18 protein-coding genes and 1 riboswitch are annotated in these 25,798 nt (G+C 70.0%); of the genes, 9 read left to right on the plus strand and 9 right to left on the minus strand.

Features of this window, described 5'->3' with window-relative positions; translation table 11 throughout:
• Window positions 1–5: 5 nt before the first annotated feature.
• The gene (locus IEW87_RS03470) at window positions 6–869 is read left to right on the plus strand and encodes an LLM class flavin-dependent oxidoreductase (protein WP_188710906.1); all 864 of its coding nucleotides are present in this window, start codon (window positions 6–8) and stop codon (window positions 867–869) included.
• Between the two features lie 59 nt (window positions 870–928).
• On the opposite strand, the gene IEW87_RS03475 is transcribed toward IEW87_RS03470, so the two are convergent.
• Genes IEW87_RS03475 through cofG form a run of 5 tightly spaced genes read right to left on the minus strand, consistent with a single transcriptional unit; the run spans window position 929 to window position 7,142 of the window.
• Window positions 929–1,438 carry a methylated-DNA--[protein]-cysteine S-methyltransferase gene (locus tag IEW87_RS03475; protein WP_188710907.1) on the minus strand — a complete coding sequence of 170 codons (510 nt, stop codon included), beginning with the start codon at window positions 1,436–1,438 and terminating at the stop codon, window positions 929–931.
• A gap of 22 nt (window positions 1,439–1,460) precedes the next feature.
• Complete coding sequence (cofC, locus tag IEW87_RS03480; RefSeq protein ID WP_188710908.1) at window positions 1,461–2,075, minus strand: 2-phospho-L-lactate guanylyltransferase; 615 nt, start codon at window positions 2,073–2,075, stop codon at window positions 1,461–1,463.
• Window positions 2,076–2,107: 32 nt separating this feature from the next.
• The gene (gene fgd, locus IEW87_RS03485) at window positions 2,108–3,118 is read right to left on the minus strand and encodes a glucose-6-phosphate dehydrogenase (coenzyme-F420) (protein ID WP_188710909.1); all 1,011 of its coding nucleotides are present in this window, start codon (window positions 3,116–3,118) and stop codon (window positions 2,108–2,110) included.
• Window positions 3,115–4,683 carry a flavin-containing monooxygenase gene (locus tag IEW87_RS03490; RefSeq protein WP_188710910.1) on the minus strand — a complete coding sequence of 523 codons (1,569 nt, stop codon included), beginning with the start codon at window positions 4,681–4,683 and terminating at the stop codon, window positions 3,115–3,117. Before IEW87_RS03490 ends, fgd begins: the two co-directional genes overlap by 4 nt.
• Window positions 4,680–7,142: a 7,8-didemethyl-8-hydroxy-5-deazariboflavin synthase CofG gene (gene cofG / locus IEW87_RS03495; RefSeq protein ID WP_188710911.1), complete on the minus strand. Its 2,463-nt coding sequence runs from the start codon at window positions 7,140–7,142 to the stop codon at window positions 4,680–4,682. The genes IEW87_RS03490 and cofG overlap by 4 nt, the downstream gene beginning before the upstream one ends.
• Before the next feature lie 143 nt (window positions 7,143–7,285).
• Between cofG and IEW87_RS03500 the strand changes: the two genes are divergently transcribed.
• A complete protein-coding gene (locus IEW87_RS03500) occupies window positions 7,286–7,654 on the plus strand; it encodes a hypothetical protein (RefSeq protein WP_188710912.1) in 369 nt (122 codons plus the stop codon).
• 16 nt (window positions 7,655–7,670) lie between these two features.
• Here the strand turns inward: IEW87_RS03500 and IEW87_RS15010 are convergent, their stop codons facing one another.
• Window positions 7,671–9,482 carry an ABC transporter ATP-binding protein gene (locus tag IEW87_RS15010; RefSeq protein ID WP_229730900.1) on the minus strand — a complete coding sequence of 604 codons (1,812 nt, stop codon included), beginning with the start codon at window positions 9,480–9,482 and terminating at the stop codon, window positions 7,671–7,673.
• An 86-nt stretch (window positions 9,483–9,568) separates the two neighbouring features.
• Here IEW87_RS15010 and IEW87_RS03510 point away from each other — a divergent pair, with 86 nt between their 5' ends.
• Complete coding sequence (locus tag IEW87_RS03510; RefSeq protein WP_188710913.1) at window positions 9,569–10,654, plus strand: enoyl-CoA hydratase/isomerase family protein; 1,086 nt, start codon at window positions 9,569–9,571, stop codon at window positions 10,652–10,654.
• 70 nt (window positions 10,655–10,724) lie between these two features.
• Complete coding sequence (locus IEW87_RS03515) at window positions 10,725–11,558, plus strand: TIGR03620 family F420-dependent LLM class oxidoreductase (RefSeq protein WP_229730902.1); 834 nt, start codon at window positions 10,725–10,727, stop codon at window positions 11,556–11,558.
• A gap of 625 nt (window positions 11,559–12,183) precedes the next feature.
• On the opposite strand, the gene IEW87_RS03520 is transcribed toward IEW87_RS03515, so the two are convergent.
• The 3 genes from IEW87_RS03520 to IEW87_RS03530 form a co-directional block, all read right to left on the minus strand.
• Entirely contained in the window at window positions 12,184–14,232 is a 2,049-nt protein-coding gene (locus tag IEW87_RS03520; protein WP_188710914.1) for an ABC transporter ATP-binding protein, read from the minus strand.
• On the minus strand, window positions 14,229–15,971 hold the full coding sequence (locus IEW87_RS03525) for an ABC transporter ATP-binding protein (RefSeq protein ID WP_188710915.1): 1,743 nt from the start codon (window positions 15,969–15,971) through the stop codon (window positions 14,229–14,231). Before IEW87_RS03525 ends, IEW87_RS03520 begins: the two co-directional genes overlap by 4 nt.
• A 72-nt stretch (window positions 15,972–16,043) precedes the next feature.
• The gene (locus IEW87_RS03530; RefSeq protein ID WP_188710916.1) at window positions 16,044–17,975 is read right to left on the minus strand and encodes a D-alanyl-D-alanine carboxypeptidase family protein; all 1,932 of its coding nucleotides are present in this window, start codon (window positions 17,973–17,975) and stop codon (window positions 16,044–16,046) included.
• Between the two features lie 146 nt (window positions 17,976–18,121).
• Window positions 18,122–18,231: riboswitch (TPP riboswitch) on the plus strand.
• On the opposite strand from IEW87_RS03530, the gene IEW87_RS15015 reads away from it, so the two are divergent.
• The 5 genes from IEW87_RS15015 (at window position 18,225) to IEW87_RS03550 (ending at window position 25,719) form a co-directional block, all read left to right on the plus strand.
• Entirely contained in the window at window positions 18,225–18,851 is a 627-nt protein-coding gene (locus IEW87_RS15015; protein WP_229730904.1) for an ECF transporter S component, read from the plus strand. It overlaps the preceding riboswitch by 7 nt.
• Window positions 18,848–20,311, plus strand: coding sequence for an ABC transporter ATP-binding protein (locus IEW87_RS03535; RefSeq protein WP_229730906.1), 1,464 nt, complete (start codon window positions 18,848–18,850; stop codon window positions 20,309–20,311). The genes IEW87_RS15015 and IEW87_RS03535 overlap by 4 nt, the downstream gene beginning before the upstream one ends.
• Window positions 20,308–21,093, plus strand: coding sequence for an energy-coupling factor transporter transmembrane component T family protein (locus IEW87_RS03540; protein WP_229730908.1), 786 nt, complete (start codon window positions 20,308–20,310; stop codon window positions 21,091–21,093). Before IEW87_RS03535 ends, IEW87_RS03540 begins: the two co-directional genes overlap by 4 nt.
• 93 nt (window positions 21,094–21,186) lie before the next feature.
• Window positions 21,187–23,757: a helix-turn-helix transcriptional regulator gene (locus tag IEW87_RS03545; protein WP_188710918.1), complete on the plus strand. Its 2,571-nt coding sequence runs from the start codon at window positions 21,187–21,189 to the stop codon at window positions 23,755–23,757.
• Between the two features lie 213 nt (window positions 23,758–23,970).
• On the plus strand, window positions 23,971–25,719 hold the full coding sequence (locus tag IEW87_RS03550) for a hypothetical protein (protein ID WP_188710919.1): 1,749 nt from the start codon (window positions 23,971–23,973) through the stop codon (window positions 25,717–25,719).
• The last annotated feature ends 79 nt before the right edge of the window (window positions 25,720–25,798 follow it).

The following is a 25,798-nucleotide window of genomic DNA, read 5'->3' on the forward strand; positions in this document are numbered from 1 at the left end:
GCCACATGAAATTCGGATTCATCGGAAGCTACGGTAGCCCGGCCCAGCAGGTGCGGCTCGCACGCGAGTGCGAGGCGAACGGGTGGGACGGGTTCTTCACCTGGGACGGCGTCAGTCTCGACGCGGGCGAGTTCGATGCGGGCGCAACGTGGGATCCGTTCGCGCTGCTCGGCGCGGCCGCCGCCGTCACCGAGCGGATCACACTGGGTGCGATGGTGTTCGCGGTTCCGCGGCGCCGCCCGTGGGAGCTCGCGCAACAGGCACTGACGATCGATCACCTGTCGGGCGGGCGCTTCGTGCTGCCGGTGGGGGTCGGTGTGCCGATCGACCGTGCGTTCACGTCGGTCGCGGGTCAGCCCACTGCGTTGCGCGATCGCGCGGAGACGCTCGACGACACGCTCGGGTGGCTCGAGCGATCTTGGTCGACCGACGTGTTCGACTTCGAGGGGCAGCACGTGACGACGGGTGACTTCCAGTTCCCGCTCGCACCGGTGGGCGGGCGGATCCCTGTCTGGCCCGTTGCGGTCTGGGACGCGCAGCGCCCGCCGCGCCGCAGCCTCGACCGTGCGCTGCGGTGGGAAGGCATCGTGCCGCAGGTGCGCGGCGACTCGCCAGAGGACGCGGAAGCCAGCCCGGACGACATCGCCGCCCTCGCGGCGTGGGTCGCGGAACACCGCGCGGAGACGGACGAGCCCTTCGACATCATCTTCCAGGGTCGCCTCGACGCTGACCCGGCGATCGCGGCGGAGCAGGCACGCGCCGCGGCCGACGCGGGAGCGACGTGGTGGATCGACTCGTGGTGGGATCCGGGAACCGTCACGCCCGAGTGGCTACTCGAACGCGCACGGCAGGGGCCGCCGGCCCTGTGAGCGCGCACCGACGGCCGAAGAGGTGAGCGCGGGGCCCGGCGACCGCCAGCGGGGCGCGCTCAGCGCACGTCGGCACCCTCGAGCGCGAGAAGGAACCGCTTCATGTCCTCGCGGCCGGCGTACTCGCCGAGCGTGCCGTCGGAGCGGATCACGCGGTGCGCCGGCACGATGAGGGTGATCGGTGTGAAACGGCAGGCGGTGCCGACGGCACGTGCGGCACGCGGACGCCCGGCCATCTCAGCGACCTCGCCATAGCTCGCCGTCTCGCCGTACGGGATCTCGGCGACGCACTGCAGCGCCTCGCGCTGGAAACCTTTCGCGAGCTTCCAGTCGATCTCGAGGTCGAACTCGCGCCGGGATCCGGCGAAGTACTCGTCCAACTGGGCGCCGAGCCCGGCCACGTCGGCGTTCGCAGGCTCGAGGGATCCGCGCAGCTCGCGCGCGACGGAATCGACGACCCAGAGCGGATCGTCCGCCGTGCCGAGTGCGACGAGATGATCCGCGCTCGTGAAGACGGCGACGGCGGCCCCGACCGGTGTCGCAGTCACGGTGTAGCGGTGCGGGGACATCGTCGCCTCCCTGCGCGAGGCGCTATGCCGCGCGAGCTGCTTCCAGCAACGCGGTCGTGCGCGGGCCGAGACCGAGCGCGGCGGCCACCTCAAGCTGCTCCGCGGTGTCGACGTCGCGTCGCAGGGTCGAGGAGGCCGGCACGTCCAACACGGTATGACCGGCGTCCGCGTGCTTCGCTGCCGAGTCCGTGCCGAAGTGCGCCTCGTGCGCGCCCGGCACGCGCCAGGTGACGAGCACGGATCCGGACCCTTCGGCATCCGGAACGACCGCGCGCTCCTGGCCGGTCGCGCGTGCGAGTGCGTCGTCGAGATCCGCCGCAGTCAGCGCCGGCAGGTCGCCAAGCATCACCGCGCGGGCCTCGTGGGAGGCGCGTTCCAGGCCGGCACGAGCCGCGCCGTTGAGGCTCATGCCGGGGTCCGGGATCCAGGTGGCGCCGTCGATCTGCTCGACGCCCGCCTGCACGTCGGCGTCGCTCGTGACGACGACGACCTCGCCGACCGCCTGCGCGCTCGCTGCGGCGGCGACGGTGTCGAGCGCGATCGCGAGCGCAAGCTGCGGACGATCGGCGCCAGAGATCTCCAGCCGGGATTTACCGGACTGGGTCGTCTTCACCGGGATGACAACGCTCCAGAGCATGGGGTCCCTTCGGGGGAGGAATGGGGCGGTGATCAGGCTACCGCGGCGCGGAGGCGGGGGAGAACCTCGCGACCGTACAGTTCGAGGAAGGTCTCCTGGTCGTGGCCCGGGTCGTGGAACACGAGATGCGTGAAGCCGAGGTCGAGATAGCGCTGGATCTGCGCGACGTGCTCCTCGGGGTCGTCCGACACGATGAACCGGCTCGCGGCGCGTTCGGTGGGCAGCTCCTGCGCCAACCGCTGCATCTCCACGGGGTCGTCGACGCCCATCTTCTCGTCCGGAGTGAGCGCGAGGGGAGCCCAGAAGCGCGTGTTCTCGAGCGCCGCGTCGCGGTCCGGGCGGAATGACACCTTCACCTCGAGCATGCGGTCGACGTCGTCCTTGTTGCGGTCGGCCTTGCGGATCCCCTCGTCGAAGGCCGGGATGAGCTTGTCGGTGTAGAGCTCGTTCGCCTTTCCGCTCGTCGTGATCCAGCCGTCGGCCATGCGCCCGGCCAGTCGCGTGGCGGCCGGGCCGGAGGCGCCGATGTAGATCGGGACCTCCTGCTCCGGGCGGTCATAGACCGTGGCGTTGTTGACGGTGTAGTAATTCCCCTCGTACGTCACGCGTTCCTCGCGCCACAGCTCGCGGATCATGAGGATCGCCTCTTTCATCCGCTGGAAGCGCTCGGGCGGGTCCGGCCAGTTCTGGCCGAGCGTGACCTCGTTCAGCGCCTCTCCCGTGCCCACGCCGAGGATCATGCGGCCCGGGTAGAGCAGACCGAGCGTGCCGAAGGCCTGCGCGATGACACCCGGGTGGTAGCGGAAAGTGGGGGTGAGGACGGAGGTACCCAGCAGGATCCGTTTCGTGGCCTCGCCCGCGGCGCCGAGCCACGGCAGGGTGGCGGGAGCGTGCCCGCCGTCGTGCATCCACGGCTGGAAGTGGTCGCTGAGGAACGCGGAGTCGAACCCGTTCTCCTCAGCGCCGACCGCGTAGTCGACGAGCTCGCGCGGGGCGAACTGTTCGGAGGAGGCCTTGTAGCCGAATCGGAAGGGGACCGTCATGTCGTGACTCCTTCGGTGAGGGCGGACCGGGCTCGCTCGAGGCGGGCGCGGAAATCGGCGACCGTGCCGGGCCACAGCAGCGCGAGCCGCCCGCTGCGATCATCAACGTACCAGTTGCTGCAGCCGCCCGTCAGCCAGGGGGTGGTCGCGGCGCGGAGGGCGATTTCGTCGGTCGACGCGCGCTCCGCCGCCTCCGTGACCCGCACCGGTGCGGGGTACGCGAACGGCGCCGACTGACGCTCGGCGATGAGCGAGGCGGCGAACTCCGCCTGCGCCTCCGACACGAGGATCGAGGAGTTGTGGCCGAGCGACGCGTTCGGGCCGTTCACGACGAAGAGGTTGGGGAAGCCGGACACGAGCGTCGACGCGACGGCCGTCATGCCGGTGCGCCAGTGCTCGTCGAGCGTCTGTCCGCGTTCGCCCGTGACGAGGCCAGCGTACGGCTGGCGGGTCGTCGCGAACCCGGTGGCCAGGACGAGGGCGTCGGCGTCGAGAGTGCGCCCCGAGGCCGCGATCAGTGTGGATCCGCGCACCTCGAAGAGCGCCGACGGCTCGAGCGTGACGCGTCCGCTCGCGATCGCGGGATAGAAGTCGTCGCTGAGCAGCACGCGCTTGCATCCGAACGCGTAGTCGGGGGTGAGCGCGCGCCGCAGTCCCGGATCCGGCACCTGCCGCGCGAGGTGCGCGAGGGCGACGTCGCGTGCGGCGGCCGCGGCATCAGGATCCCCGGAGCGCGACGCGTATCGTGCCTCGCCCTCGGCGTAGAGGCGCTCGCGCAGCTCCGTGAGGGCGTCCGGTTCGTCCGTCAGTCGCTGGCGGTCGGCGGTGTCGACGGGGTGGTCCTCGCGCGGCACGATCCACGCCGGCGTGCGCTGGAACAGCGTGACCTCGGCGCCGCGGCGGGCGAGTTCGGGGACGAGCTGCACCGCCGAGGCTCCGGTGCCGACGACCGCGATGCGCCGGCCCGCCAGATCGCCGTGGGGCAGCGCGTCGTGATCCCATCGAGAGGAGTGGAACAGGGGCCCGACGAACGTGCCGAGGCCGCGGATGTCGGGGATCTGCGGCTCGGTCAGGCGGCCGGCCGCCAGCACGAGGTGGTCGGCGACGACTTCGCGGCCGCCGGAGGACGGCAGTCCTGCCCCGATGTCACCAGATCCGGCCGATTCGGACGCCGGGATCGCACGACTGCCGGACTCCTGCACGGGGCGGGAGATCGAGAGCTGCCAGGCGCCGTCCTCCCAGCGGGCGTCGGTGAGTGCCGTGCCGAGCAGCAGGTGCTGGTCGAGGCCCTCGTCGGCGACGATCCGCTCGAGGTACGCCTGGATCTCGCCGCCCGGGGCGAACGCCCGCGTCCAGTGAGGCCAGGGATGCGACGCGAGGGAGTAGAGGTGCGACGGCACGTCACAGGCGATGCCCGGATACGTGTTGTCGCGCCACGTGCCGCCGATGCGGCCTTCGCGCTCGAGGATGACGAACGACTCGATACCGGCCTCGCGCAGCGCGAGCGCCTGCGCGATTCCGGCGAACCCGGCGCCGACGATGACGGCATCCACGCGCAGTGTCATGCGGATCCGACCTCGCCGTAGGTCGTGGTGCGATGCCGGAGCGGACGGAACAGCGGCTTCACGAGCGCGCGGGCCGCATCGAGGGTCAGTTCCTGCCCGGCCTCGACGCCGCTGAGGGGGCCGACGCGGCCGTCGCGCAGCGTGCCGCCGAGGTCGTCGCCGCCCGCGTTCAGCAGCTCGCGCGTCTGATCGAGCCCGAGCCGGGTCCAGGGCAGCTGGATGTGGGGGATGATCCCGGTCAGCATGAGCCGCGAGACGGCGACCATCGCGCGGTGCTCGTCGATCGTCGCCCGCCCCTCGACGAGGGGGCGCCCCCACCCCGGAATCGGGATCGGCACGAACTCGGTGAAGCCACGGGTCTCACGCTGGATCCGGATGAGCTCGCGCAGGTGCGCCACGCGCTCGGCGGCGGTCTCGACGTGCCCGTAGAACAGCACCGAGGTCGAGGAGAATCCGGCGCGGTGCGCGGCCGTGATCGTCTCGATCCACCGGTCGATCTCAAGGTCACCCGGGGCGACGAGCGCGCGTACACGTTCGCTGAGGATCTTGACTCCCGTGCCCGGCACCGTGTCGACGCCGGCGTCGCGCATCGCCGTCAGGGCGCCCGATAGGCCGAGCCCCGCGCGATCGGCGAGGTCCGCCACGTCCTGCGGGCGGAAGGCGTGCAGATGGACCCCCGGGGCCTCGCGGGAGATCGTGCGTGCGATGTCGAGGTACCCGCTCGCGTCGCCGGGCACCATGCCCTGCACGCAGATCTCCGTGAGCCCGAGGTCGGTCGCATCGCGCGCCATTGCGGCGAGCTCGTCGAGGTCGTAACCACCCGGATCCGCCGAGCCGAACAGCGTCGAGGCGATGTTGCGATTGTCGACGATGCTGACGGCCTCGCCGACCGTGTAGCGGCGCACGTCATCGGCGGCCTGCACGACGGCGTCGAGTTCATCGCCGGTCGCGGTGAGCAGTCGGACCCACTCGTCGTCCTCGACGGCGCTCGGATCCTGCGATGCCCGCTCGATGACTGCCGCGATCAGCCCGCCGGGCGCGCTACCGCCGCCGTCCCCGCCGCGCGTCGCCCCCGCAGCGCTCTCTCCGCCGGCCCCACCAAATGGGTCGCCAGAGTTTGCGGTGTTGCGGCCCCCGGGGGCGGCAAACTCTGGCGACCCAATGGGGGTGGGGCCGGAGTCCGGGACGTCCGGAGAATCGCGGACGATCCGGGCGCGCGGGCGCGGGTTGGCGCCCTGCGGTGTGGTGTTCTCACGGGCGAGGCCGGTCGTGGGATCCGCGAGCGCATCCACGGATGCCCGAAGCGCTGGGGAGATCCACTCGTCGCCGCGGAACTCCGGGTGCGCGGTCAACCGCTCGCGGAGCGTGAAGCCGAGCTTTGCGGTGTGGTCAGCGAGGTCGTCGAGGTGCGGCCAGGGGCGCTCGGGGTTGACGTGATCCGCTGTCAGCGGTGACACCCCGCCCCAGTCATCGGCGCCGGCGCGCGCGAGCAGGTCGAGCTCTACGAGATCCTGCAGGTTCGGCGGCACCTGGATCCGCATCTTCGGCCCGAACACGAGCCGCATCACGGCCACCGCGGCGACGTACTCGAGCAGTTGCGCGTCGGGCGCGTTCTGCATCGCGGTGCGGGGCTTCGCACGGAAGTTCTGCACGATGATCTCTTGCAGGTGCCCGTGCTTTTCGTGCGCGTCACGCAGCGCGATCATCGACTCGGCGCGATCGCGAATCGTCTCGCCGATGCCCACGAGGATCCCCGTGGTGAACGGGATCCGCGCGCGGCCCGCGTCGTCGAGCAGTTTCAGCCGGACGGCCGGATCCTTGTCGGGGGATCCGTAGTGCACCTCGCCGCGGTTCTCGAACAGCGCACGCGAGGTCGTCTCGAGCATGACCCCCATCGAGGGGGCGACGTCGCGCAGCTCCGCCAACTCCTCGGGGTGCATCACGCCGGGATTCAGGTGCGGCAACAGGCCGGTCTCTTCGCGGATGCGCCGTGCCATCGCTCCGACGTAGTCGAGCGTCGAGGAGTAGCCGTGCGCGTCGAGCCACGCGCGCGCCTCGGGCCAGCGATCCTCGGGACGATCGCCGAGGGTGAGCAGCGCCTCCTTGCACCCCATCGCCTGGCCCTGACGCGCGACGGCGAGCACCTGCTGCTCGCTCATGTACGCCGGCTTGCGCTGGGCGAGCAACTGCCCCGGGGTGTCGACGAACACGCAGTAATGGCAGCGGTCGCGGCAGAGGGTCGTCAGCGGGATGAACACCTTGCGCGAGTAAGTGATGACGCCCGGCCGCCCGGCGTCACGCAGCCCCTCGTCGCGCACCGCGGACGCGCGTTCGAGGAGCCGATCGAGGTCTGACCCGCCCGCGGTCAGCAGCGCCTCGGCGTCGTCGGTGCCGAGACGTTCGCCGCGCTCGGCCCGGTCGATGGCACGTGTGAGAGCGGGGGAAACCAGCGTCGTCATCACTGGATAGTCTGTCACTTCGCGGCAGGTGTACGGCGGTTTCCGGCGTGACAGGCGAGGAGCGGCGTGGCTCGGGGCCGCTCGTGCCGAGCGACCGCACTCCTGCGCGAGCGGCGGAGCTGAGTCGGTGCCAGGATGGTGTCATGGTCAGGCTGCTCGTGGACACCGACACACTCGAGATCCAGCTCGCGCCGCTCGAGCGCGTGTTGGCGCGTCGCTCCGAGATCGTGCGCGTCGAACGCGCGCGGATCGCGAAGGTGCAGCTCACCGAGGATCCGTTCACCTGGCTGCGCGGGGTGCGCTCGCCCGGGACCCACGTTCCCAGCCGCCTCGCGTACGGCACGTGGAAGTCGGTCTTCGGCGACGACTTCGCGGCGATGCGCAACGGCCGTCCCGGGGTCGTCATCGACCTCGAGGGCGATGACGAGTTCGAGCGGATCCTCGTCACGACCCGGTACGGCATCGCGCTCGCGAAGGCACTGCAGCGCGACGAGGACGCCGAGCTGGGCTGACGCCGACGCACGACGATCAGTCGCGCCCGGGCACCTCGAAGTTGGCGGTCGGGAACGCGTCGTTGTCGGCGGAGGTATCTGACTCGTCGTCGAACAGCGCGCGTAGCTGCGCCTCCCAGTCGTCCCCCGCGTCGGCGCGCGCTTCCCGCGCCTCGATGTCCGACTCGATGTCGTCGGCGTCGCGCTCGAGCTGGCCCGCGCGTTCGAACGCGGCGCGCAACGAGGGAGATACCGCTCCGGCCGAGGGGTCGTCTTCGTCATTGCCGACGCCGTCTTCGTCACCCGCGCGCAGGCCCTGCGCGAGTCCGGCCAGCCCGGCGAGGCCCGGCAGTCCCCCGACGGCACCGGCCGCATGGGGCGTGGCGGTGTCTGCCGCGTCTGCGTCGAGGCTGGCGTCTGCGTCTACGTCCGCGTTGGTACCCGCATCCGCGTCGGCGCCGGTGTCGACATCGGCGTCCGTACCCGTGTCGGTGTCCGCGCCCGCAGGGTCCGTGCCGTCCGGCGTGGTGTCGTCCGACGCCTCGTGTGCGTCGCCCTCGTGCGTGTCGTCGGCAGGATTCGACGTGTTGGCGTCGGCGTCGCCTTCGAAGAGCTCTGCGTCGGCGCCTTGCGCGTCCTCAATCGCGGCGTCGTCCGCGTCGTCTTCGCGGTCGTCGGTGATGCCTGCCGCGTCCGCGGCGCCGCTCGCACCGGCGACCCCGACGGCGCCAACGATCGCGGCGGTGTCCGCCTCGTTCGAGCGGGCGTCCTCGTCAGCTGATTCCGCCGTGGCGTCAGCGGGCTTGATGCCAGCTTCGCCTTCCGTGTCGTCCGTGCCCGAATCGGCCGTGCCCGAATGCGCGTCTCCCGCACCCTCGGCCGCGTCGTCGCCCGGCGCGTCCGCGGCAAAGTGCGACGGCGACAGCGCGGCGGTGCGCGCGGGCGCGGTCCACGTGCCGTCGATGATCCGCAGGTAGATGTCCTCGAGCGAGGGACCGCGATGCGTGAGGGTCGTGAGTGCCAAGCCGCGTTTCGCCGCGAGGGATCCGACCTCGGCCGTCGTCGTGCTGTCGATCGTGATGCCCGAGCGCAGGATGCGATAGTCGAGTCCAGCGTCGTCGAGCACCGCCAGCAGCTCGTCGCGATCCTCCGCGTCGACCGTGACGGGACCGCTCTCGGCTTCGCTGAGCAGCTCGATCGGCCCCTCGAAGAGCAGGCTGCCTTGATTCAGCACGAGCAAGGCGTCGGCGACCTGCTCGACCTCGCTGAGTACGTGCGACGACATCAGCACAGTGCGCCCCTCGTCGGCGAAGCGACGCATGAGCAGGCGGATCCACCGGATCCCCTCCGGGTCGAGGCCGTTCGCGGGCTCGTCGAACACGAGCACGCTCGGATCGCCGAGCAGCGCCTCCGCGACGGCGAGCCGGTGCTTCATCCCGAGCGACAAGTTGCCGATGCGCATGTCGGCCATCTCGGCGAGCCCAACGATCGTCAGCACCTCGCGCACCCGTCCGACGCCGACGCCGACGCGTCGCGCCTGGCGCTCGAGGTACTTCGCGACCGTCTTGCGGCGCGCCTTCTCGAGCGGGAGCAGTGACATCACCGCACCAATCGACGCGGCGGGCCGCGCGATCCGCTGGTACTCGGATCCGCCGATCGTCGCCCGGCCACGCGACGGGCGCAAGTCGCCCAGGAGCACGCGGAGCGTCGTCGTCTTTCCAGCGCCGTTCGGACCCAGGAACGCCGTCACGCGCCCGGGGTCGACGCGGGCGGTAAGCCCGTCGACGGCCGGGACATCGCCGAAGACCATGGTCACGTCGGCGAACTCGATCACCTTGCCGTCGCTCACGCGCGCCTCCCTCAGATCGGCGGTGGCTCCATTTTGTCGGATAAAGCGCCGAGCGGTGGGACCCCGGGCCGGGTAGCGTGAGGAAAGTGACCGAGACACTCGACGACGAACGCGTTCTCGTGCGCAAGCACGGATCCGTGGGACGCATCACGCTCGACCGCCCACGGGCGATCGGAGCTGTCGACACGGCGATGGTGCGAGCGATCGCGGCTGGGCTCCGGCGTTGGCGTGAGGACTCCGACATCGACACCGTGCTCCTGGATGCGACCAGTGACCGAGGCTTCTGCGCGGGAGGCGACATCCGCAGCCTGCACGAGGCGATCTCCGCGGGCAACCGCGACGCGGCCGAGGAGTTCTTCCGCACGGAGTATGCCCTCAACGCCGCCATCGCCGAGCACCCCCAGCCGGTCGTCGCCGTCGCCGACGGCATCACGATGGGCGGCGGCATCGGCCTCGCCGGTCACGCGCAGGTGCGCATCGTCACGGAGACCTCGCGCCTCGCGATGCCCGAGACGCGCATCGGGTTCACGCCCGACGTCGGGGGATCCTGGCTGCTCGCCCACGCGCCGGGGCGGCTCGGCGAGTACCTGGCCCTGACGAGCGACACGATGGACGCGGCTGACGCGCTCTACGCCGGCTTCGCGGATCATTTCGTCTGGCGCAAGGATCTGCCCGGCGTCATCGAGGCGCTCGAGACCCGCGCTGACCCGGATACTCCCGGTCAGCTGCTGTGGCTGTTCGACGAGACGCCGGACGAGAGCGACCTCGTCGTTGCGCGCGAATGGATCGACGACGCCTTCTCGCGGCAGACGCTCCTCGAGGTGCGCGAGCGGCTTCGCGAGCTCGCCGACGAACCGCGTTTCGCCGGATCCGGTCGGTCGCCCGCGGCAGCGCTCGCCGCGCTCGAGGAGCGACCGCCGACGTCCCTCGCCGTCACGCTCGCCGCGATCCGCTCGGCCCGCGCACTGCCGAACCTCCGCGCTGCACTCGACCAGGAGTTCCGCCTCGTGATGTGGTTCGTCGCCACGCAGCCCGACATGCTCGAGGGGATCCGCGCGCAGATGATCGACAAGGATCAGGATCCCCACTGGTCACCCGCGCGGCTCGAGGATCTGCCCGACGACATCGTCGGACGCGCCTTCGCGCACGAAGTGGTTCCTCTGCGGCACTGAGTTACGCGCACGATACCCGTGTGTCACATCAGGTGCGTAGGGTGGGGCGCGCCAAGAGGGAGGCGACATCGTGAGCAGACAACAGTTCGGAACGTACGGCGTGTGGCTGGCCGAGCGGACCTGGGTGCCCGGCACCGCCGCGGTCGCTGAGCGCCTCGGCTACCGCACCCTCTGGATCGGCGGTTCTCCCGCGGCCGAGCTCGAGAGCGTCGAGGCCGTGCTGAACGAGACCGAGAGCGTCACCGTCGCGACGGGCATCGTCAACATCTGGAACGCGGATCCGGTCGAGGTCGCCGCCTCTTACCTGCGGCTTGAAGACGCCCACCCAGGGCGGTTCGTACTCGGCATCGGATCGGGCCACCGGGAGGCGACGCCGGAGCGCGTCCGCCCGCTCGCGGCGATGCGCGCCTACCTCGATACGCTCGACGCCGAGGGCGTGCCGACTGACGCGCGCCTGCTCGCGGCGCTCGGCGACAAGACGCTGGCGCTCGCCGCCGAGCGGTCGCTCGGGGCGCACCCGTACCTGACGACTCCCGCGCACACGAAGCACGCTCGCGGGATCCTCGGTGATGCTGTGCTCGCGCCTGAGCTGAAGGTGTCACTCGCAGCCGACGCCGACACCGCGCGCGAGACCGCGCGGGCCTACCTCGCGCGATACTTCGGCCTCGACAATTACACGGGCACGCTGAAGCGGTTCGGGTTCGACGACGCCGCGTTCGTCGGCGGCGGCACGGACGAACTCGTCGACGTCGTCGCCGCGAACCCTACGGCCGATATCGCGGCGGCCGCACTGCGCGCCCACCTCGACGCCGGTGCCGACCACATCGCGGTCCAGCCCATCGGCAGTGACGTCCTCGGAGACCTCGAGCGCGTCGCCGACAGCCTCGGCCTCACCGACGCTTAGCGAGTCGCCCCCGCGGCTACCTTCCACAAATGCACCTTCCCGGCGGGATTTAGAGCCATTTTCGTCATGTAAGGGGCGACCGCTGCGCCCAAATGACACAAATGCATCTTCCCGGCGGGGTTTGGAGCCGTTTGCGTCATGTAGGGGGCGACCGTTGCGCCCACCTTCCACAAATGCACCTTCGTAGCGACTTTTGGAGCCATTTGTGGCATCTGGATGGTGAGCGTCGCGCCCAGATGACACGAATGCATCTTCCCGGCGGGTTTTAGAGCCATTTGCGTCATGTGCGGGCGATGGCTGTGTCTACGTTTCACGGATGCGTCTTCCCGGCGGCGGTTGGAGCTACTTGCGTCATGTAGGGGCGACCGCTGCGCCCACCTTCCACAAATGCACCTTCGTAGCGGCTTTTGGAGCCATTTGTGTCATCTGGGCGGTGAGCGCTGCGCCCAAATGACACGAATGCATCTTCCCCGCCAGTTTTAGAGCCATATACGTCATGTGGGCGGCGCCCCTATCGGCCACCTGCCCCGCGCGCAACGGCCGCCTGCCGCCCGCATCCACCTGCCCCCCTGCATCCACCCGCCCCCGCGCACACTGCAGCCCCGCGCGGGACGGCAGGCGGCGCCTACGCGTCGGTGGGGCCGCCGATGACGGGGGAGGCGCCGGTGGGGTTCTCCATCGCTTCCACTTCGTCGACGTCGACCGCGGCGTGTTCGAACTGGCTCTGGTAGAGCCGCCAGTACGCGCCGCGGCGGGCGATGAGTGAGGTGTGGTTGCCCTGCTCGACGATGGACCCCTGTTCCATCACGAGGATGAGGTCGGCGTCGCGAATCGTCGACAGGCGGTGTGCGATCACAAACGAGGTGCGCCCCTCGCGCAGCGCCGCCATCGCCTTCTGGAGCAGCAACTCTGTGCGGGTGTCAACCGAGCTGGTGGCTTCGTCGAGGATGAGCACCTGCGGGCGCCGGACAAATGCGCGCGCGATCGTGATGAGCTGTCGCTCGCCGGCTGAGACGTTGGCGGCGTCCTCCTCGAGCAGGGTGTCGTATCCCTCGGGGAGCGAGTGCACGAACCGGTCAACATAGGTCGCCTCGGCCGCCGCATACACGTCGTCGTCGCTCGCCTGCTCGTTGCCGTAGCGGATGTTGTCGCGAATCGTGCCCGCGAACAGCCACGGATCCTGCAGCACCATGCCTGTGCGTGACCGCAGATCGCCGCGGGTCATCTGCGCCACGTCCTGCCCATCGAGCAGGATCGCGCCGCCGTCGACCTCGTAGAACCGCATCAGCAGGTTGACGAGCGTCGTCTTGCCAGCGCCCGTGGGGCCGACGATCGCGACCGTCTGGCCGGGCTCGACCCGGAAGGAGAGATCCTCAATCAGCGGCTGATCGGCCGAGTAGCTGAACCGCACGTGCTCGAATTCGATCACGCCCGTTCCGTCGGCCGGCGCGGTGGGAGCATCCTCGGCATCCGGCTCCTGGTCTTCCTCGTCGAGCAGCGCGAACACGCGCTCGGCTGAGGCGGTTCCCGACTGCACGATCGGCAGCATGCCGCCCAACTCCGTGAGCGGCTGCGTGAATTGCTGCGAGTACTGCACGAACGCCTGCACGTCGCCGATGCGGATCTGGCCGCCCGCGACCATCACGCCGCCGAGCACCGCGATGCCGGCGTAGGTGAGATAGCCGACGAACTGCATCGACGGCATCATCACGCCCGAGAGGAACTGCGCCTTGAACGACGCCTGGAACAGCTCCTCGTTCTCTTCGCGGAACGCCTCGCGCATCGCCTCTTCGCGGCCGTAGACCTTCACGAGGGCGTGCCCGGAGAACGACTCCTCGACGCGCGAGTTCAGTCGACCGACCTTGCGCCACTGCGCCTGGAATGCCTTCTGCGACTTCGGGCCGATGACGCCCATGATCACGCCGATGAGCGGGATCGACACGAGCGCGACGAGCGCGAGCTGCCACGAGATCGTGAACATCATGATCAGCACGCCGACGACGGTCAGCAATGACGTCAGCGCGCCGGATAGCGACTGCTGCAATGTCTGCGTCATGTTGTCGACGTCGTTCGTGACGCGGCTGATGAGCTCACCGCGCTGCACCTTGTCGAAGTGGCTCAGCGGCAGGCGGTTGACCTTCTCCTCGATCTGCTCGCGGACGCGCCACATCGTGCGCACCATGATGACGTTGATGATGTAGCCCTGCAGCCACTGCAGCAACGATGAGGTGACGTAGATCGTCATCGCCCACAGCACGATCACGCGCAGGCGCTCGAAATCGATGCCTGAGCCCGGTGAGAAGTCGTGCATCGCGCGCACCATGTTCGCGAACTCGTCCTGGCCCGCCGACTCCAGCGCGGCGACGACCTCGGCCTGGCTCATGCCCTCGAACTGCGCGCCGAACGTCGTCGACAACACGCCCTCGAACACGACGTTCGTCGCCTCGCCCAGCACCTTCGGCCCCGCCACCATGAGCACGACGCCGATCGCGCCGAGCACGGAGGCGAAGATGAACGCCCACTTGTGGGGCTTCAGCAGCCCGAGGAAGCGCAGGAAGCTCGGCCAGAAGTCCTTCGGCTTCCCGCCCATCGCGCCCGGTTCGTCGGCGCCGGCGGCGATCATCGCCTCCTGAGCGGCCCGCTCCTCTTCGCGCTCGTCGACCTCGACGCTCATGCCGTCACCCCCTTCTCCTCGGCGCCGCGTTGCGAGGCGATGATCTCGCGATACGTCTCGCTCGTCTCGATCAGCTCGTCGTGCGTGCCGAGGCCCGCGCTGCGGCCGTCGTCGAGCACGAGGATCCGATCGGCGTCGGTGATCGTCGATACGCGCTGGGCGACGACGATCTTCGTGACGTGCGGAAGCTCGCGCCACAGCGCCTGTCGCAGCCGGGCGTCGGTCGTCAGGTCGAGCGCCGAGAACGAGTCGTCGAAGACGAGGATGTCCGGCTGGTGGACGATCGCGCGCGCGATGGCGAGGCGCTGGCGCTGGCCGCCGGAGACGTTCGTGCCACCCTGCGCGATGCGGGTATCGAGCCCGTCGGGCTTGTCACGCACGAAGTCGGCGGCCTGCGCGATCTCGAGGGCATGCCACAGCTCCTCGTCGGTGGCGTCCTCGCGCCCGAACCGCAGGTTCGACGCGATGGTTCCCGTGAAGAGGAAGGGGCGCTGTGGCACGAGGCCGATGCCGCGCCACAGCACGTCGAGGTCGGCCTGCGTGACGTTGACGCCCTGCGCCGACACGGATCCGTCGGTGGCGTCGAACAGGCGCGGAATCAGCGAGATGAGCGTCGTCTTGCCCGCTCCCGTCGAGCCGATGATCGCGACGGTTTCGCCGGGGTCGGCGCGGAAGGAGATGTCGGACAGGACCGGCTTCTCGGCGCCCGGATACGTGAAGGAGACGTGGTCGAAGGCGACCTCGCCGCGCGTCGGCATCTCGCTCACGGGGGACTCGGGTTCGACGAGCGTCGTGCGGCTGTCGAGCACCTCTGAGATGCGCTCGGCGGAGACGGCCGCGCGAGGGATCATGATCGCCATGAAACTCGCCATCATGACGCCGCCGAGGATCTGACCGACGTACTGCATGAAGGCGAAGAGCGTGCCGATCTCGGTGTTGCCAGCCTCGATCTCGAGGCCACCGAACCAGACGACGCCGACGATCGTGACGTTGAGCACGAGCATGACGAGCGGGAACATCAGCACGAAGAGGGATCCGACCTTGCGGCCGACGATCATGATGTCGGTGTTGGCCGCGCGGAAGCGCTGGGCCTCGATCTTCTCGCGCACGAACGCGCGCACGACCCGGACGCCCGTCAGCTGTTCGCGCATCACGCGGTTCACAGCGTCGATGCGCGTCTGGAACACCCGGAACAGCGGCACCATGCGGCTGACGATGATTCCGGCGACGATGAGGAGCACCGGGATAGAGATGCCGAGGATCCAGCTGAGCCCGACGTCCTGTCGCAGGGCCATGATGATGCCGCCGATGGCCATCATGGGTGCCATGATGAGCATCGTCGCGCTCAAGACGGCGAGCATCTGCACCTGCTGCACGTCGTTCGTGTTGCGGGTGATGAGCGACCCGGATCCGAACGCGCTGACCTCGCGCTCGCTGAACGAGCTGACCTTCGCGAAGACGTCGTGGCGGATGTCGCGGCCGAGCGCCATGGCGGCGCGGGCCGCGCAGAACGTCGCGACGATGGCCGCGAGGATCTGACCGAGCGCCACGACGAGCATCCAGAGGCCCGTGCGGACGATGTAGCCGACGTCGCCCTGCGTGACGCCGGTGTCGATGAGGTCGGCGTTGAGCGTCGGGAGGAACAGTGCGGCAAGCGCCGACGCGAACTGGAAGACGAGCACGCCCACGAGAAGAAGCCGATATCTGGAGAGATATCGGATGAGGAGTTTCAGGAGCACGCGTGAAATCCAACCACCTTGCCCCGACACACGAAAGTGTGGCGGGCAAATTCCTGACAAAGGTCAGGAATTTCAGGCCCCCAGGCCGAGCAGTTCCAGCGGGTGGGTGAGACGCCACTCGAGGCTGGGACGCGGCAGTTCCTCGGTCGTGATGAGGTCCACCTCGGCCGAATCGAGCCCGCCCGACACCGTGATCGTCCCGACCGTCGCGCCCGCGGCGTCGCCGAGATCGACATCGACGTCGGTCTCGATCTCCGCTTCCTCGCCGCTCCAGAGCGTCAGCTCGGCGGTGTCGGCGACGACGACATCCGTCTGCCCGCCCCACTCCGTCGTGACGGTGGCGATGACCGTGCCCTCGCCGACGGCGTCGACCGGCTGCAGTGCCAGAGTGACGGCGTCGAGCACGTCGCGGGTCGTGCTCGCCTGCAGGTCGCGATCGGCCTGGCCCATGACGACCGTGTACACGCGCACGGGGTCCTCGGAATCGACGAACTCGATGTCCTTCGCCGTCATCAGGTTGTAGCTGACGATGTTCCACTCGTCGAGGTGGCCGGTCTTGATGCCGACGATGCCGTTCTCGCCCATGAGCGGGTTCGAGTTCTCGACGAGGCCAGGGCCCGGCATCTCGACCTCTTCCTGCGCGACGATCTCGGCGACGACGGGGTGCTGCATCGCGATCTGCGCGACGCGCACCATGTCCTCCGCCGTGGACTGGTTCTCGGGGCTGATACCGGTGGCATCGACGACGAGGGTGTCTTCGAGGCCGTTGTCCTGCAGCCACGCGATCGCGTCACCGAGATAGGCGTTGCGGTCGAACTCCCAGAGGTCGTCGACGAGTTTGTTCGCGTAGTTGCCCGCGGATCCCATGAGGATCCCCTCGAGCAGCTGTCGGTACGAGAGGATGCCGCCGATCGGCACGTCCAGAGCCGACTCGTTCTGGAAGCGGAGATTATCGGCCTGCTGCTGGTCGAGGTAGCCGAACTCATACACCGGGCCGTCCTCGCCCAGCTCGAGCGGCTGACGCTCGAGGAGCGTCATGACCGTGATGACCTTCGTCAGGCTCGCCATCGGAGCGGGGTCGAGCCTGGTGTCCTCCTCCGCGGAGGTCACGATTCCGTCCACGCCCTCGACGAGGATCGCGCTCTGCCCCTCGACCGGCCACGGCACATCGAGCGCTGGGCCGACGGGGGTGTCCGGCGCCTTCGCGGACATCGTCGGAGCCACGTTGTCGAGCGGCCAGACGGCGAAGGCGACGACGTAGACGACCGCGAGCACGATCGCCGTGAAGATGGGGGCGAGGATCGCCCCGACCCACCGGCGTCGACGCCGTTGCGTCAGAGCGACCGGCGCGCCGACGACCGGCGTCTGACCGGTCGCGACGTTCTCCGCCGTCAGCCAGGCGAGCGCCTGCTCTGTCTGGTTGCCGTCGTGGCGGGGGACGTACGCCGTCTTCACCGCGGTCGGCTGCTGCTGATCGGCGGGCACAGGGTCCTCCTCGGCGGGCGGAGGCCCGTCGTCATCGGTCTCGGAAGCGCGGGTGACGTCCGCATCGGCGGCGGCATCGGCGGCGGCGACGATCGGCAGGGGACCGGCCACGGTCGGCGGTTCCTGGGGCGCCGGCGGCGGCACGATTGCGATCGCCTGCGTCGCTGTCCCGAGCATCTCCTCGAGGTCGCGTTCGGGCGTCGCGCTCCGCCGTCGGAATCCGCTGAACATTTCGGCGATGACCCGCACCGAGTCCGTCTGCGGGGGCGCCGACTGCCCCGGATCCGCCGCGCCGCCGTCCTCGCGGTCGTCGTCGGCATCTTCTTCGTCGTCGTCCTGCGCGGGTGTGCCGAACAGGCCCGCGATCATCGTCCCGGTGTCCGCGGGCGGCTCCGGATCGGCGGCGTCCTCGGCAGGGGCGGGATCCTGCGGGCGATCGGTGTCGGAGTCGCGGGCGTCGTCGACGGAGTCGAGCGAACGCTCGTCGTCGCGCTCGCCGGGCTTCTCGTCACTCGTCACGCCGTCAATTTACTTGATGAGACCGGGGGATCCCCCGCAGAAACGGGGGAAGCTGCTCACGATCCGATGACATTGTGTCCACGCGGCTGATGTGCCTATACTCGGCCCGCCGAGGTGATTACCTCGCCTGCCGCATCGAATGATGCCGTAGCACCCACGGGAGTCCGAGAAGCCGGGCTGAGAGGGCGCGAGCCGCGCGCCGACCGTCGTACCTGATCCGGATAATGCCGGCGCAGGAAGGAGAACATCATGTCGTCGTCCGTTCCTTCGAAGCGGCGCTACACCTGGCGTGTCGTGGATATCGTCGTGGCCAGTGTCGTGGGCGTCGCCGCCGGCGTCGTGTTCTGGCTGTGGGGCCAGGCCTGGCCGGCGCTCGACAGCCTCCTCTCGTTCACCCCGGGCCTGTCGGGTCTGCTCGCCGGAGGCTGGCTCTTCGCCGGCGTGCTCGGCGGCCTCATCATCCGCAAGCCGGGCGCCGCGTTGTACACGGAGATCGTGGCGTCGGTCGTGTCGATGCTCGTCGGCACCCAGTGGGGCTTCTCGACCTTCCTCTGGGGGGTCATCCAGGGCATCGGTGCCGAGCTCGGCTTCGCGATCCTTGCCTACGCCAACTGGCGCCTGCTCGGTGCGCTCGCGTCCGGGGCGCTCGCGGGCGTCACGACGGCGATCCTCGACACGAACTTCTCGTCCGTCGCCGCGCTCGCCTTCGAAGTGCGCATGGTCTACGCGGCCGGCGCCGTCGTGTCCGGCATCATCCTTGCCGGACTCGTCTCGCTGCTGCTCACGCGTGCGCTCGCCGCGACGGGCGCGCTCGACAGATTCGCCTCGGGTCGAGAGGCGCGAAGGCGAAGCGCGGCGACCGTCGATTCAGCGTGACCGCGCGGGTCGAGGCGCGCGGCTGGGGCTGGCGCCACGCGGGCCGGGACAGCTGGGCCGTCTCGGATGTCGACCTCGTCATCGAGCCGGGGGAGCGCGTGCTGCTGCTCGGCGCGAGCGGTGCGGGTAAGTCGACCCTGCTGCGCGGTATCGCGGGCGTGCTCGGCGATGAGGAGGACGGCGACCAGTCGGGCGAGCTCCTCGTCGACGGGGTCCGCCCGGCTCACGCGCGGGGGCGCGCGGGACTCGTGCTGCAGGATCCGGATGCGCAGGTGATTCTCGCCCGCGTGGGCGACGACGTCGCGTTCGGATGCGAGAACCTCGGCGTGCCGCGCGACGAGATCTGGCGCCGCGTGCCGCGCGCGCTCGACGATGTCGGGCTGGAGGTGCCGCTCGATCACCCGACCACGCGGCTTTCCGGCGGGCAGAAGCAGCGCCTCGCTCTCGCGGGCGTTCTCGCGATGCAGCCCGGCCTGCTCCTGCTCGACGAGCCGACCGCCAACCTCGATCCGGACGGCGCCCAGTCCGTGCGCGACTCGGTCGTCGCGGCCGCCGCGCGGACGGGCGCCACGCTGGTCGTCGTCGAGCACCGCGTCGACCTGTGGATCGATCACATCGACCGCGTCGTCGTCCTCGGCGCCGAGGGGGGAGTAATCGCCGACGGACCCCCCGAACGGGTCTTCGCGGCGCACAGCACGACGCTCACCGACGCGGGCGTGTGGGTGCCCGGCGTCGCGCCCGTCGTGCCGCGAACCGCGCCGACGGGCGCGCCGACGTCGCTGCTCACCTCGGACGACCTCGCGGTCGGCCGTCGGTCGTTCGGCGCCAAGCGCGCGCAGGCCGTCGCCACGGGGATCCGCTTCGACGCGCTCTCCGGACGAGCCCTCGCCGTCGTCGGCCCGAATGGGGCTGGGAAGTCGACGTTCGCCGCGACCATCGCCGGCCTCATTCCGCCCGCGGCTGGCCACCTCACCGCGTCCGCGGCGCTCGCCGCGGGCGCCGCCGGGCCGCCCCACGACTGGACCTCGCGCCAGCTGCTGACCCGCATCGGCATGCTCTTCCAGACGCCGGAGCATCAGCTGCTGACCGGGACCGTGCGCGCTGAGCTCGAGGTCGGCTCGCGCGCGCTCGGCACGGAACCGGGCCGGCTCGCCGGCGAGGTCGACGACCTGCTGCACCGACTGCGCCTCACTGATCTGGCCGACGCGAACCCGTTCACGCTCTCGGGCGGGGAGAAGCGCCGGCTCACCGTCGCGGCCTCGCTCATCACGCGTCCGCGACTCCTCGTGCTCGACGAGCCGACCTACGGTCAGGATGCCCGTACATGGCGCGAGCTCGCGGCCCTGCTCGACGAGGTGAGGGGTGGTGGCACGAGCCTCGTGATCGCCACGCACGACCGCCCCCTCGTCGACGCGCTGGCGGACGACGTGCTCACGATCGGTCAGGCGGTGCCGGCGTGAGCATCATTACCCTCGACGTGCGGCGCTCGCCGCTGGGACGCCTCAACGCCGTCGCGAAGCTCACGGCCGCCCTCACGATCGGCATCGTGCTGCTGCTGTCGATCGACCCCGTCTCCGCGGGCGTCTCGTTCGCGCTCACCTGCGCGCTGCTGCCGTTCGCGCGGCTGAGCTTTCGCGACCTGTGGCTACGCGTGTGGCCGATCGCCGCCTCGGCGCTCATCGCGTCGCTCGCGACCGCGCTGTACGGCCGCGAGAGCGGATCCGTGTATTTCGAGTGGGGCCTGCTGCGCATCAGCGACGGATCCCTCATGCTCGCCGGCGCGATCTTCTTGCGCGTGCTCGCGATCGCGGTGCCGTCGGTCGTGCTGTTCGCGACGACGGATCCGACGGATCTCGCCGACGCGCTCGCTCAGCTGGTGCGGCTGCCCGCGCGATTCGTGCTCGGGGCGCTCGCGGGGCTGCGCCTCGTCGGGCTGCTCATCGATGACTGGCGCGAACTCGCGATGGCGCGTCGTGCGCGCGGCGTCGCCGACACAGGCCGAATCCGTCGGTTCGCGGGGCAGACGTTCGCGCTGTTCGTCCTCGCGATCCGCCGCGGGACGAAGCTCGCCACCGCGATGGAGGCACGAGGCTTCGGCACGCGCATCCGGCGCACCTGGGCGCGGCCCTCGACCCTGCGCGCCGGCGACGCGCTGCTGGTGCTCATCGCGGTCGCGGTCGCCGCGGCATCTGTGACGGCCTCGGTCGCGACCGGCGCGTGGACGCCCGTCACGGGGCTGTAGCTGCCCGACACCTCCGGGCCACATTCCTCAGGCTATTAATATACTCCTCGTAACGAGGGCGTTGCCGCTGCGGCGGGCGAGGGAGGGGCGGGTATGGCGTTGCCAGGGCGCGAGGCGGACGTGCGACGCGTGATCGACCTGATCGCCGAGACCCCGCCGCTCCCTGGTCAGGTGCGCCTCGTGCGGATCGACGGCGAGATCGGCATCGGCAAGAGCGCGGTGCTGGGGAGCGCCCTCGCGCGGGTGATCCCGAGCAGCGCCGACCCTGACGCAGGCACCGGACCACGGGTCTTCGTCGCGCACGGCGACCGCCTCCATGCCGAGGCGCCGTTGGCCGCGCCGCGCACGATGATCGAGGAAATCCTCGCTGCTCCCCTTGAGGAACTCCTCGACGGCGCGACGCCGTCCGTGCTCGGAGCGCGCTGCGCCAGCGCGCTCGGCGGTTCGCCGGCCCCCGTGGTGATCGCCGTGGATGACGCGCATTGGCTCGATCCGGCGTCCGAGCGGTTCCTCGTCGCGCTGATGCAGACGCCCATGCTCGCTCCGCTGACGGTCGTCACGGCGCATCGTCCCGGCCGCTCGCCCGCTGCGCTCGTCGACGTGGCGCGCGGGCGCGGAGCCCTGCACGACCGGGTCGCGCTTGCTCCGCTCCCCGACGACATCATCGGGGAGATGGCGGGAGCACTGACACCGCCGCAACGGAGTGCCGTCGTCGAGGCCGCACGCGGGAATCCTCTGTTCGCACGGGCGACGATCGCCGGATTCCAGCGCCACCCCGCCGCGACGCGCGCGGACGAGGTGCTCGAGCTCGCAGACGGCACTCACTCGGCGGTCCTCAGGGCCGCCACCGCCGATGACATGGCGACACTGGACGCGCAGACGCGGGGCGTGCTCGAGGCGATCGCCGTGATCGGACCGGACGTCGACCTCGAGACGCTCGTCGAGGTCGAGGGACTCGACGACGTCGCTGTGACCGCCGCGGCGCGTGAGCTCGTCGACCGCGGCCTGCTGTCCGGATCCGTTCACGAGCGACTGCACCCTGTGCTGCGCGTCGCGGTCTATCGCAACATGAGCACGAGCCGCCGTGCACAACTGCATCGACGGGCGGCGCATGCGGCCGGCGCGGAGCTCTTCGAGCGCGCGGATCATCTTGCCCGTGTCGTCTCCGACATCACGGACGAGGAGACCGAGGTGCTGACGCGCGCGGCTTCGGTCGCAATCGGCATCGAGCCCGAGACGGTTGTGGACTGGCTCGGCGGGTTGGATCCGTCGCAGCATACGCGGCGCTCGCGCGTCCTGCACGCGCGCGCACAGCTGCTGACCGGGCGCGCCGCCGACGCGATCTCGGGTCTCGAAGAGATGGTCTCCGCGGACCCGGGGGCGGTCGAGGGGCGCATCGTGCTCGCGAACGTCTTGCGAATCATGGGCGACGTGGATGAGGCCCGCGCACTCCTCGCGATCGCCGAAGAGTCGATCGACGCGGTGCTCCTCCGCGAGTACGTCGACATCCTCGCGATGCTCGACGGTCGCACGCCCGAGCGGCTGCTGTCGCGGCTCGAGACCCTGCCCGGCGCGCTGAACCGGGTCGTGGCAGCGGTGTACCGCACGATGGATCTGCTGTCGGTGGGTGATGTGCGCCACGCACGTGTCAGCTTCCGCGCGGTGGCCGAATGGGCTCGCGTGGTCAGCGGCGATGAGCTCGAGACGGTGCTGCACGCTGCCGCGTGCGCCGTGTGGGCCGCGTACATGCTCGATGAGTTCGAGACCGGCGCGCGCCTCGCGGAGCGCGGCCTCCGGCGCGCACACCGGATCGGCCAGGTCGACGTGCTTGCCAATTTCGCGACCGGATTGTCGTTCTGCCACGCGTCGCTCGGACTCCTTGACGAGGCCGACGCCGCGGGAGAGCGCGCGGTCGCCGACGCGCGCCGGTACGGCCCCGCGGAGCTCGAGAGCATGGCGCTTGCCGGTCTCATGGTCGCGGCACAGGGGCGCGCCGACCTGGAACTGCTGCGCGAACGCTTCGAACGGCTCGAGGCGGCGCCGCTGCCCGCCTTCGGATGGTGGCGACGGGCGGTGCTGACCACGCGCACGAGGGTGTCGGCGATGATCGGGCGGCCGACGCCCTGCCCGGAGCTGCTCGGCGGCCCGCGCGACGCGATGGCGTCGCTTCGCTACGCCGACGCCGCCGCCGTCGCGGCGGCGCTCGGGCAGGGGGAGACGGCAACCGCACTGATCGACGAAGGGCTCGAAATCGCGCGCGAGCAGGAGTCGCGGGGCCAGGAAGCGATGGTGTTGACCTGCCACGCTGAAATTCTCCTGCGCTCCGGGGATCCGCTTGCGGCCGGGAACCTCTTCAGGACCGCACGCGACACGTTCGACCGGCTCGAGATGCGGTTGCAGTACGGCAGGGCCCATCACGGTCTCGCGCAGGCGGAGGCGCTCTTGAGATCCCGGTCAGAGCAGCTGACGGTGCTGACAGCGCGCGAGCGGGAGATCGCCGAGCTCGTCGCCGCCGGGCTGCGGAACCGTCAGATCGCCGAGCGCCTCGTCGTGAGCCCGCGCACGCCGGAGCAGCACATCCGGAACATCATGAAGAAGCTCGGTGTGAGCAGTCGCGAGGCGATCGTGCAGATCGTCGGCGGCGGACGCTCGTCGGCGGGCTGAGGCAGCACCCGACTGCCAAGAGGGCGGTCGGCTCGCAACCGCGATCTTCGTGCAGAACTTAGTATTCCGCCGTCCTGCGCCCGCGCGTTCTCCGGCACGATCAAGGGGTTACTGCTCGATTCCGGCGTCCTGCTGCGCCTGAACCACCACCATGAGAGAGATTGTCCCTTGCGAAAAAGCACAGCTGAACGCGACAGATCGCGATTCCGGCGTATGCCGATTCTGGGCGCCCTCGGCACGGCCGGCGCGCTCGTCCTGAGCGCCATCGCCCCGACCATGGCATACGCCGCGCCCGCGAATCCCGTCCCGGTCGTCGCGGCCGCATCGAACGGTGAGGTCGCCCCAACGGACCTCACCATCTGCCTTGATGGTTTCGACACCTGCTTCTTCGACGAAGCCGCCGCGATCTCCGTCTGGGACCTCGCGCGGGCAGGAATCGAGGTCACCGGCGGCGGGTTCGCCGCGGGTGCGGTTGTCTCGGTCTCCGTCGGCTCGACAGTCGTCGCTGAGATGACGGCTGATGAGAACGGCTCGGTCGAGGGCTTCGTCACCGCTGAGGTCGCACCCGGCGAGCACACGGTCACGCTGAGCGCCGATGGCGAGAGCGTCTCCGACACGTTCGCGGCGGTCGACGACGGCCAGTGGTGGGCCGACCACGACCTCGAGCCGAGATCTTCGGCAAGTCGCTCCGTTGTCACGGTCTCGGAACTGGCCGAAGAGCCCGTCGAATTCTTCGTCACGGATTACCCGTACATGACGCCGGTCGACGTCTACATCGGCGGTGAGTTCGTCGAGACCGTGCAGCACGCGTACCACTTCACGTACGAAGTCTCTGGGGCGTACGAGCCGGGTGAACTCGTGGTGGAGTTCCAGCACCCGACGGCCACTCTCAGCAATGTCATCACTGTCGTTCCCGACGAGCGGGGCACCTGGCCGCACGCTGGTGACTACGTCGGCACGTCGCTGCAGACGCACTCGGGCGGCATGGAACTCGACGTCGATGACGAGGGCTACGAGCCCGAGCACCGAACGCGAGCGTTCAGCTTCTCGATCGACGAGAATGGCGCCCTCGTCGACATCGCCGGCGAGTTCTGGTGGGTGTGCATCGGCGTCGAGGGGTACATCGACTCCGACTCCCACGACTTCGCCTATGACGCGGATCTGCTGACGGCAGAGCTGACCGTCGACCAGCCGTTCGAGATCAACACCGGTGACGAAGCGGTCTTCGACTACCAATTCAACGGCGTCGTACGCTCCGACGGCACCGCTTCCGGCACGATCTATGCGGGCATGGGAGCATGCGGCTACAGCCAGCTCGACTGGACCGCCGAGCTCGACGGTGAGGTGCCGCAGCCGGAGCCGGAGCCGGAGCCCGAGCCCGAGCCCCAGCCGGAACCCGAGCCGGAGCCCCAGCCGGAGCCGGAACCCCAGCCGCAGCCGGAGCCCCAGCCGCAGCCGGAGCCTGAGCCGCAGCCGCAGCCGCAGCCGCAGCCGCAGCCGGAGCCGGAGCCCGCTCCTGAGACGATTCCGGGTGATGTTCCCTCCGAGGACGACCTTGACCCGGCGCTCGAGGGTGCGATCACTGCGCCGACACAGGTCGTCGCGGGCGAGACGATCTCCATCGTGATCGACAGCGTCGACGCTGGAACCGAGGTCGGGGTGTGGCTGTTCTCCGCGCCGACGTCGCTCGGCACGCACGTTGTCGACAGCGATGCCCTTGTCCAGGTCACCGTCCCGACGGACGCCGCCGAAGGCGCGCACCGCATCGCGGCGTGGTCTGCCGACGGCCTGATTGGCTGGGCCTCGCTCGAGGTCGTCGCCGAGGCGAGCGGCCCGGAGGACGAGGATGACTCGCTCGCGCCGACCGGATCCGACATGGGCCTCACCCTCGCCGCCGGAGGAACCCTCCTCCTCGGTGTCGGTGCGCTCGTGATGCTGCTGCGCCGCCAGACGGTTCAGTAACCAACAGCACGACACGAGGGGTCCCGCAGTCGCCAGGCTGCTGGGCCCCTCGTTGCGCCCGTGCCCACCCTTTCTCGCC

It is taken from the genome of Microbacterium faecale (genome assembly GCF_014640975.1).
GTDB lineage: Bacteria > Actinomycetota > Actinomycetes > Actinomycetales > Microbacteriaceae > Microbacterium > Microbacterium faecale.

Bases quoted from the DNA above. Each gene is read 5' to 3' on its own strand.
- IEW87_RS03550 (WP_188710919.1), top strand. From the start codon at position 23,971: ATGCCGATTCTGGGCGCCCTCGGCACGGCCGGCGCGCTCGTCCTGAGC.
- IEW87_RS15015 (WP_229730904.1), top strand. From the start codon at position 18,225: ATGTCGTCGTCCGTTCCTTCGAAGCGGCGCTACACCTGGCGTGTCGTG.
- IEW87_RS03475 (WP_188710907.1), bottom strand. From the start codon at position 1,438: ATGTCCCCGCACCGCTACACCGTGACTGCGACACCGGTCGGGGCCGCC.
- cofC (WP_188710908.1), bottom strand. From the start codon at position 2,075: ATGCTCTGGAGCGTTGTCATCCCGGTGAAGACGACCCAGTCCGGTAAA.
- IEW87_RS03545 (WP_188710918.1), top strand. From the start codon at position 21,187: ATGGCGTTGCCAGGGCGCGAGGCGGACGTGCGACGCGTGATCGACCTG.
- IEW87_RS03520 (WP_188710914.1), bottom strand. From the start codon at position 14,232: ATGAGCGTCGAGGTCGACGAGCGCGAAGAGGAGCGGGCCGCTCAGGAG.
- cofG (WP_188710911.1), bottom strand. From the start codon at position 7,142: ATGACGACGCTGGTTTCCCCCGCTCTCACACGTGCCATCGACCGGGCC.
- IEW87_RS03490 (WP_188710910.1), bottom strand. From the start codon at position 4,683: ATGACACTGCGCGTGGATGCCGTCATCGTCGGCGCCGGGTTCGCCGGA.
- IEW87_RS03500 (WP_188710912.1), top strand. From the start codon at position 7,286: ATGGTCAGGCTGCTCGTGGACACCGACACACTCGAGATCCAGCTCGCG.
- IEW87_RS03470 (WP_188710906.1), top strand. From the start codon at position 6: ATGAAATTCGGATTCATCGGAAGCTACGGTAGCCCGGCCCAGCAGGTG.
- fgd (WP_188710909.1), bottom strand. From the start codon at position 3,118: ATGACGGTCCCCTTCCGATTCGGCTACAAGGCCTCCTCCGAACAGTTC.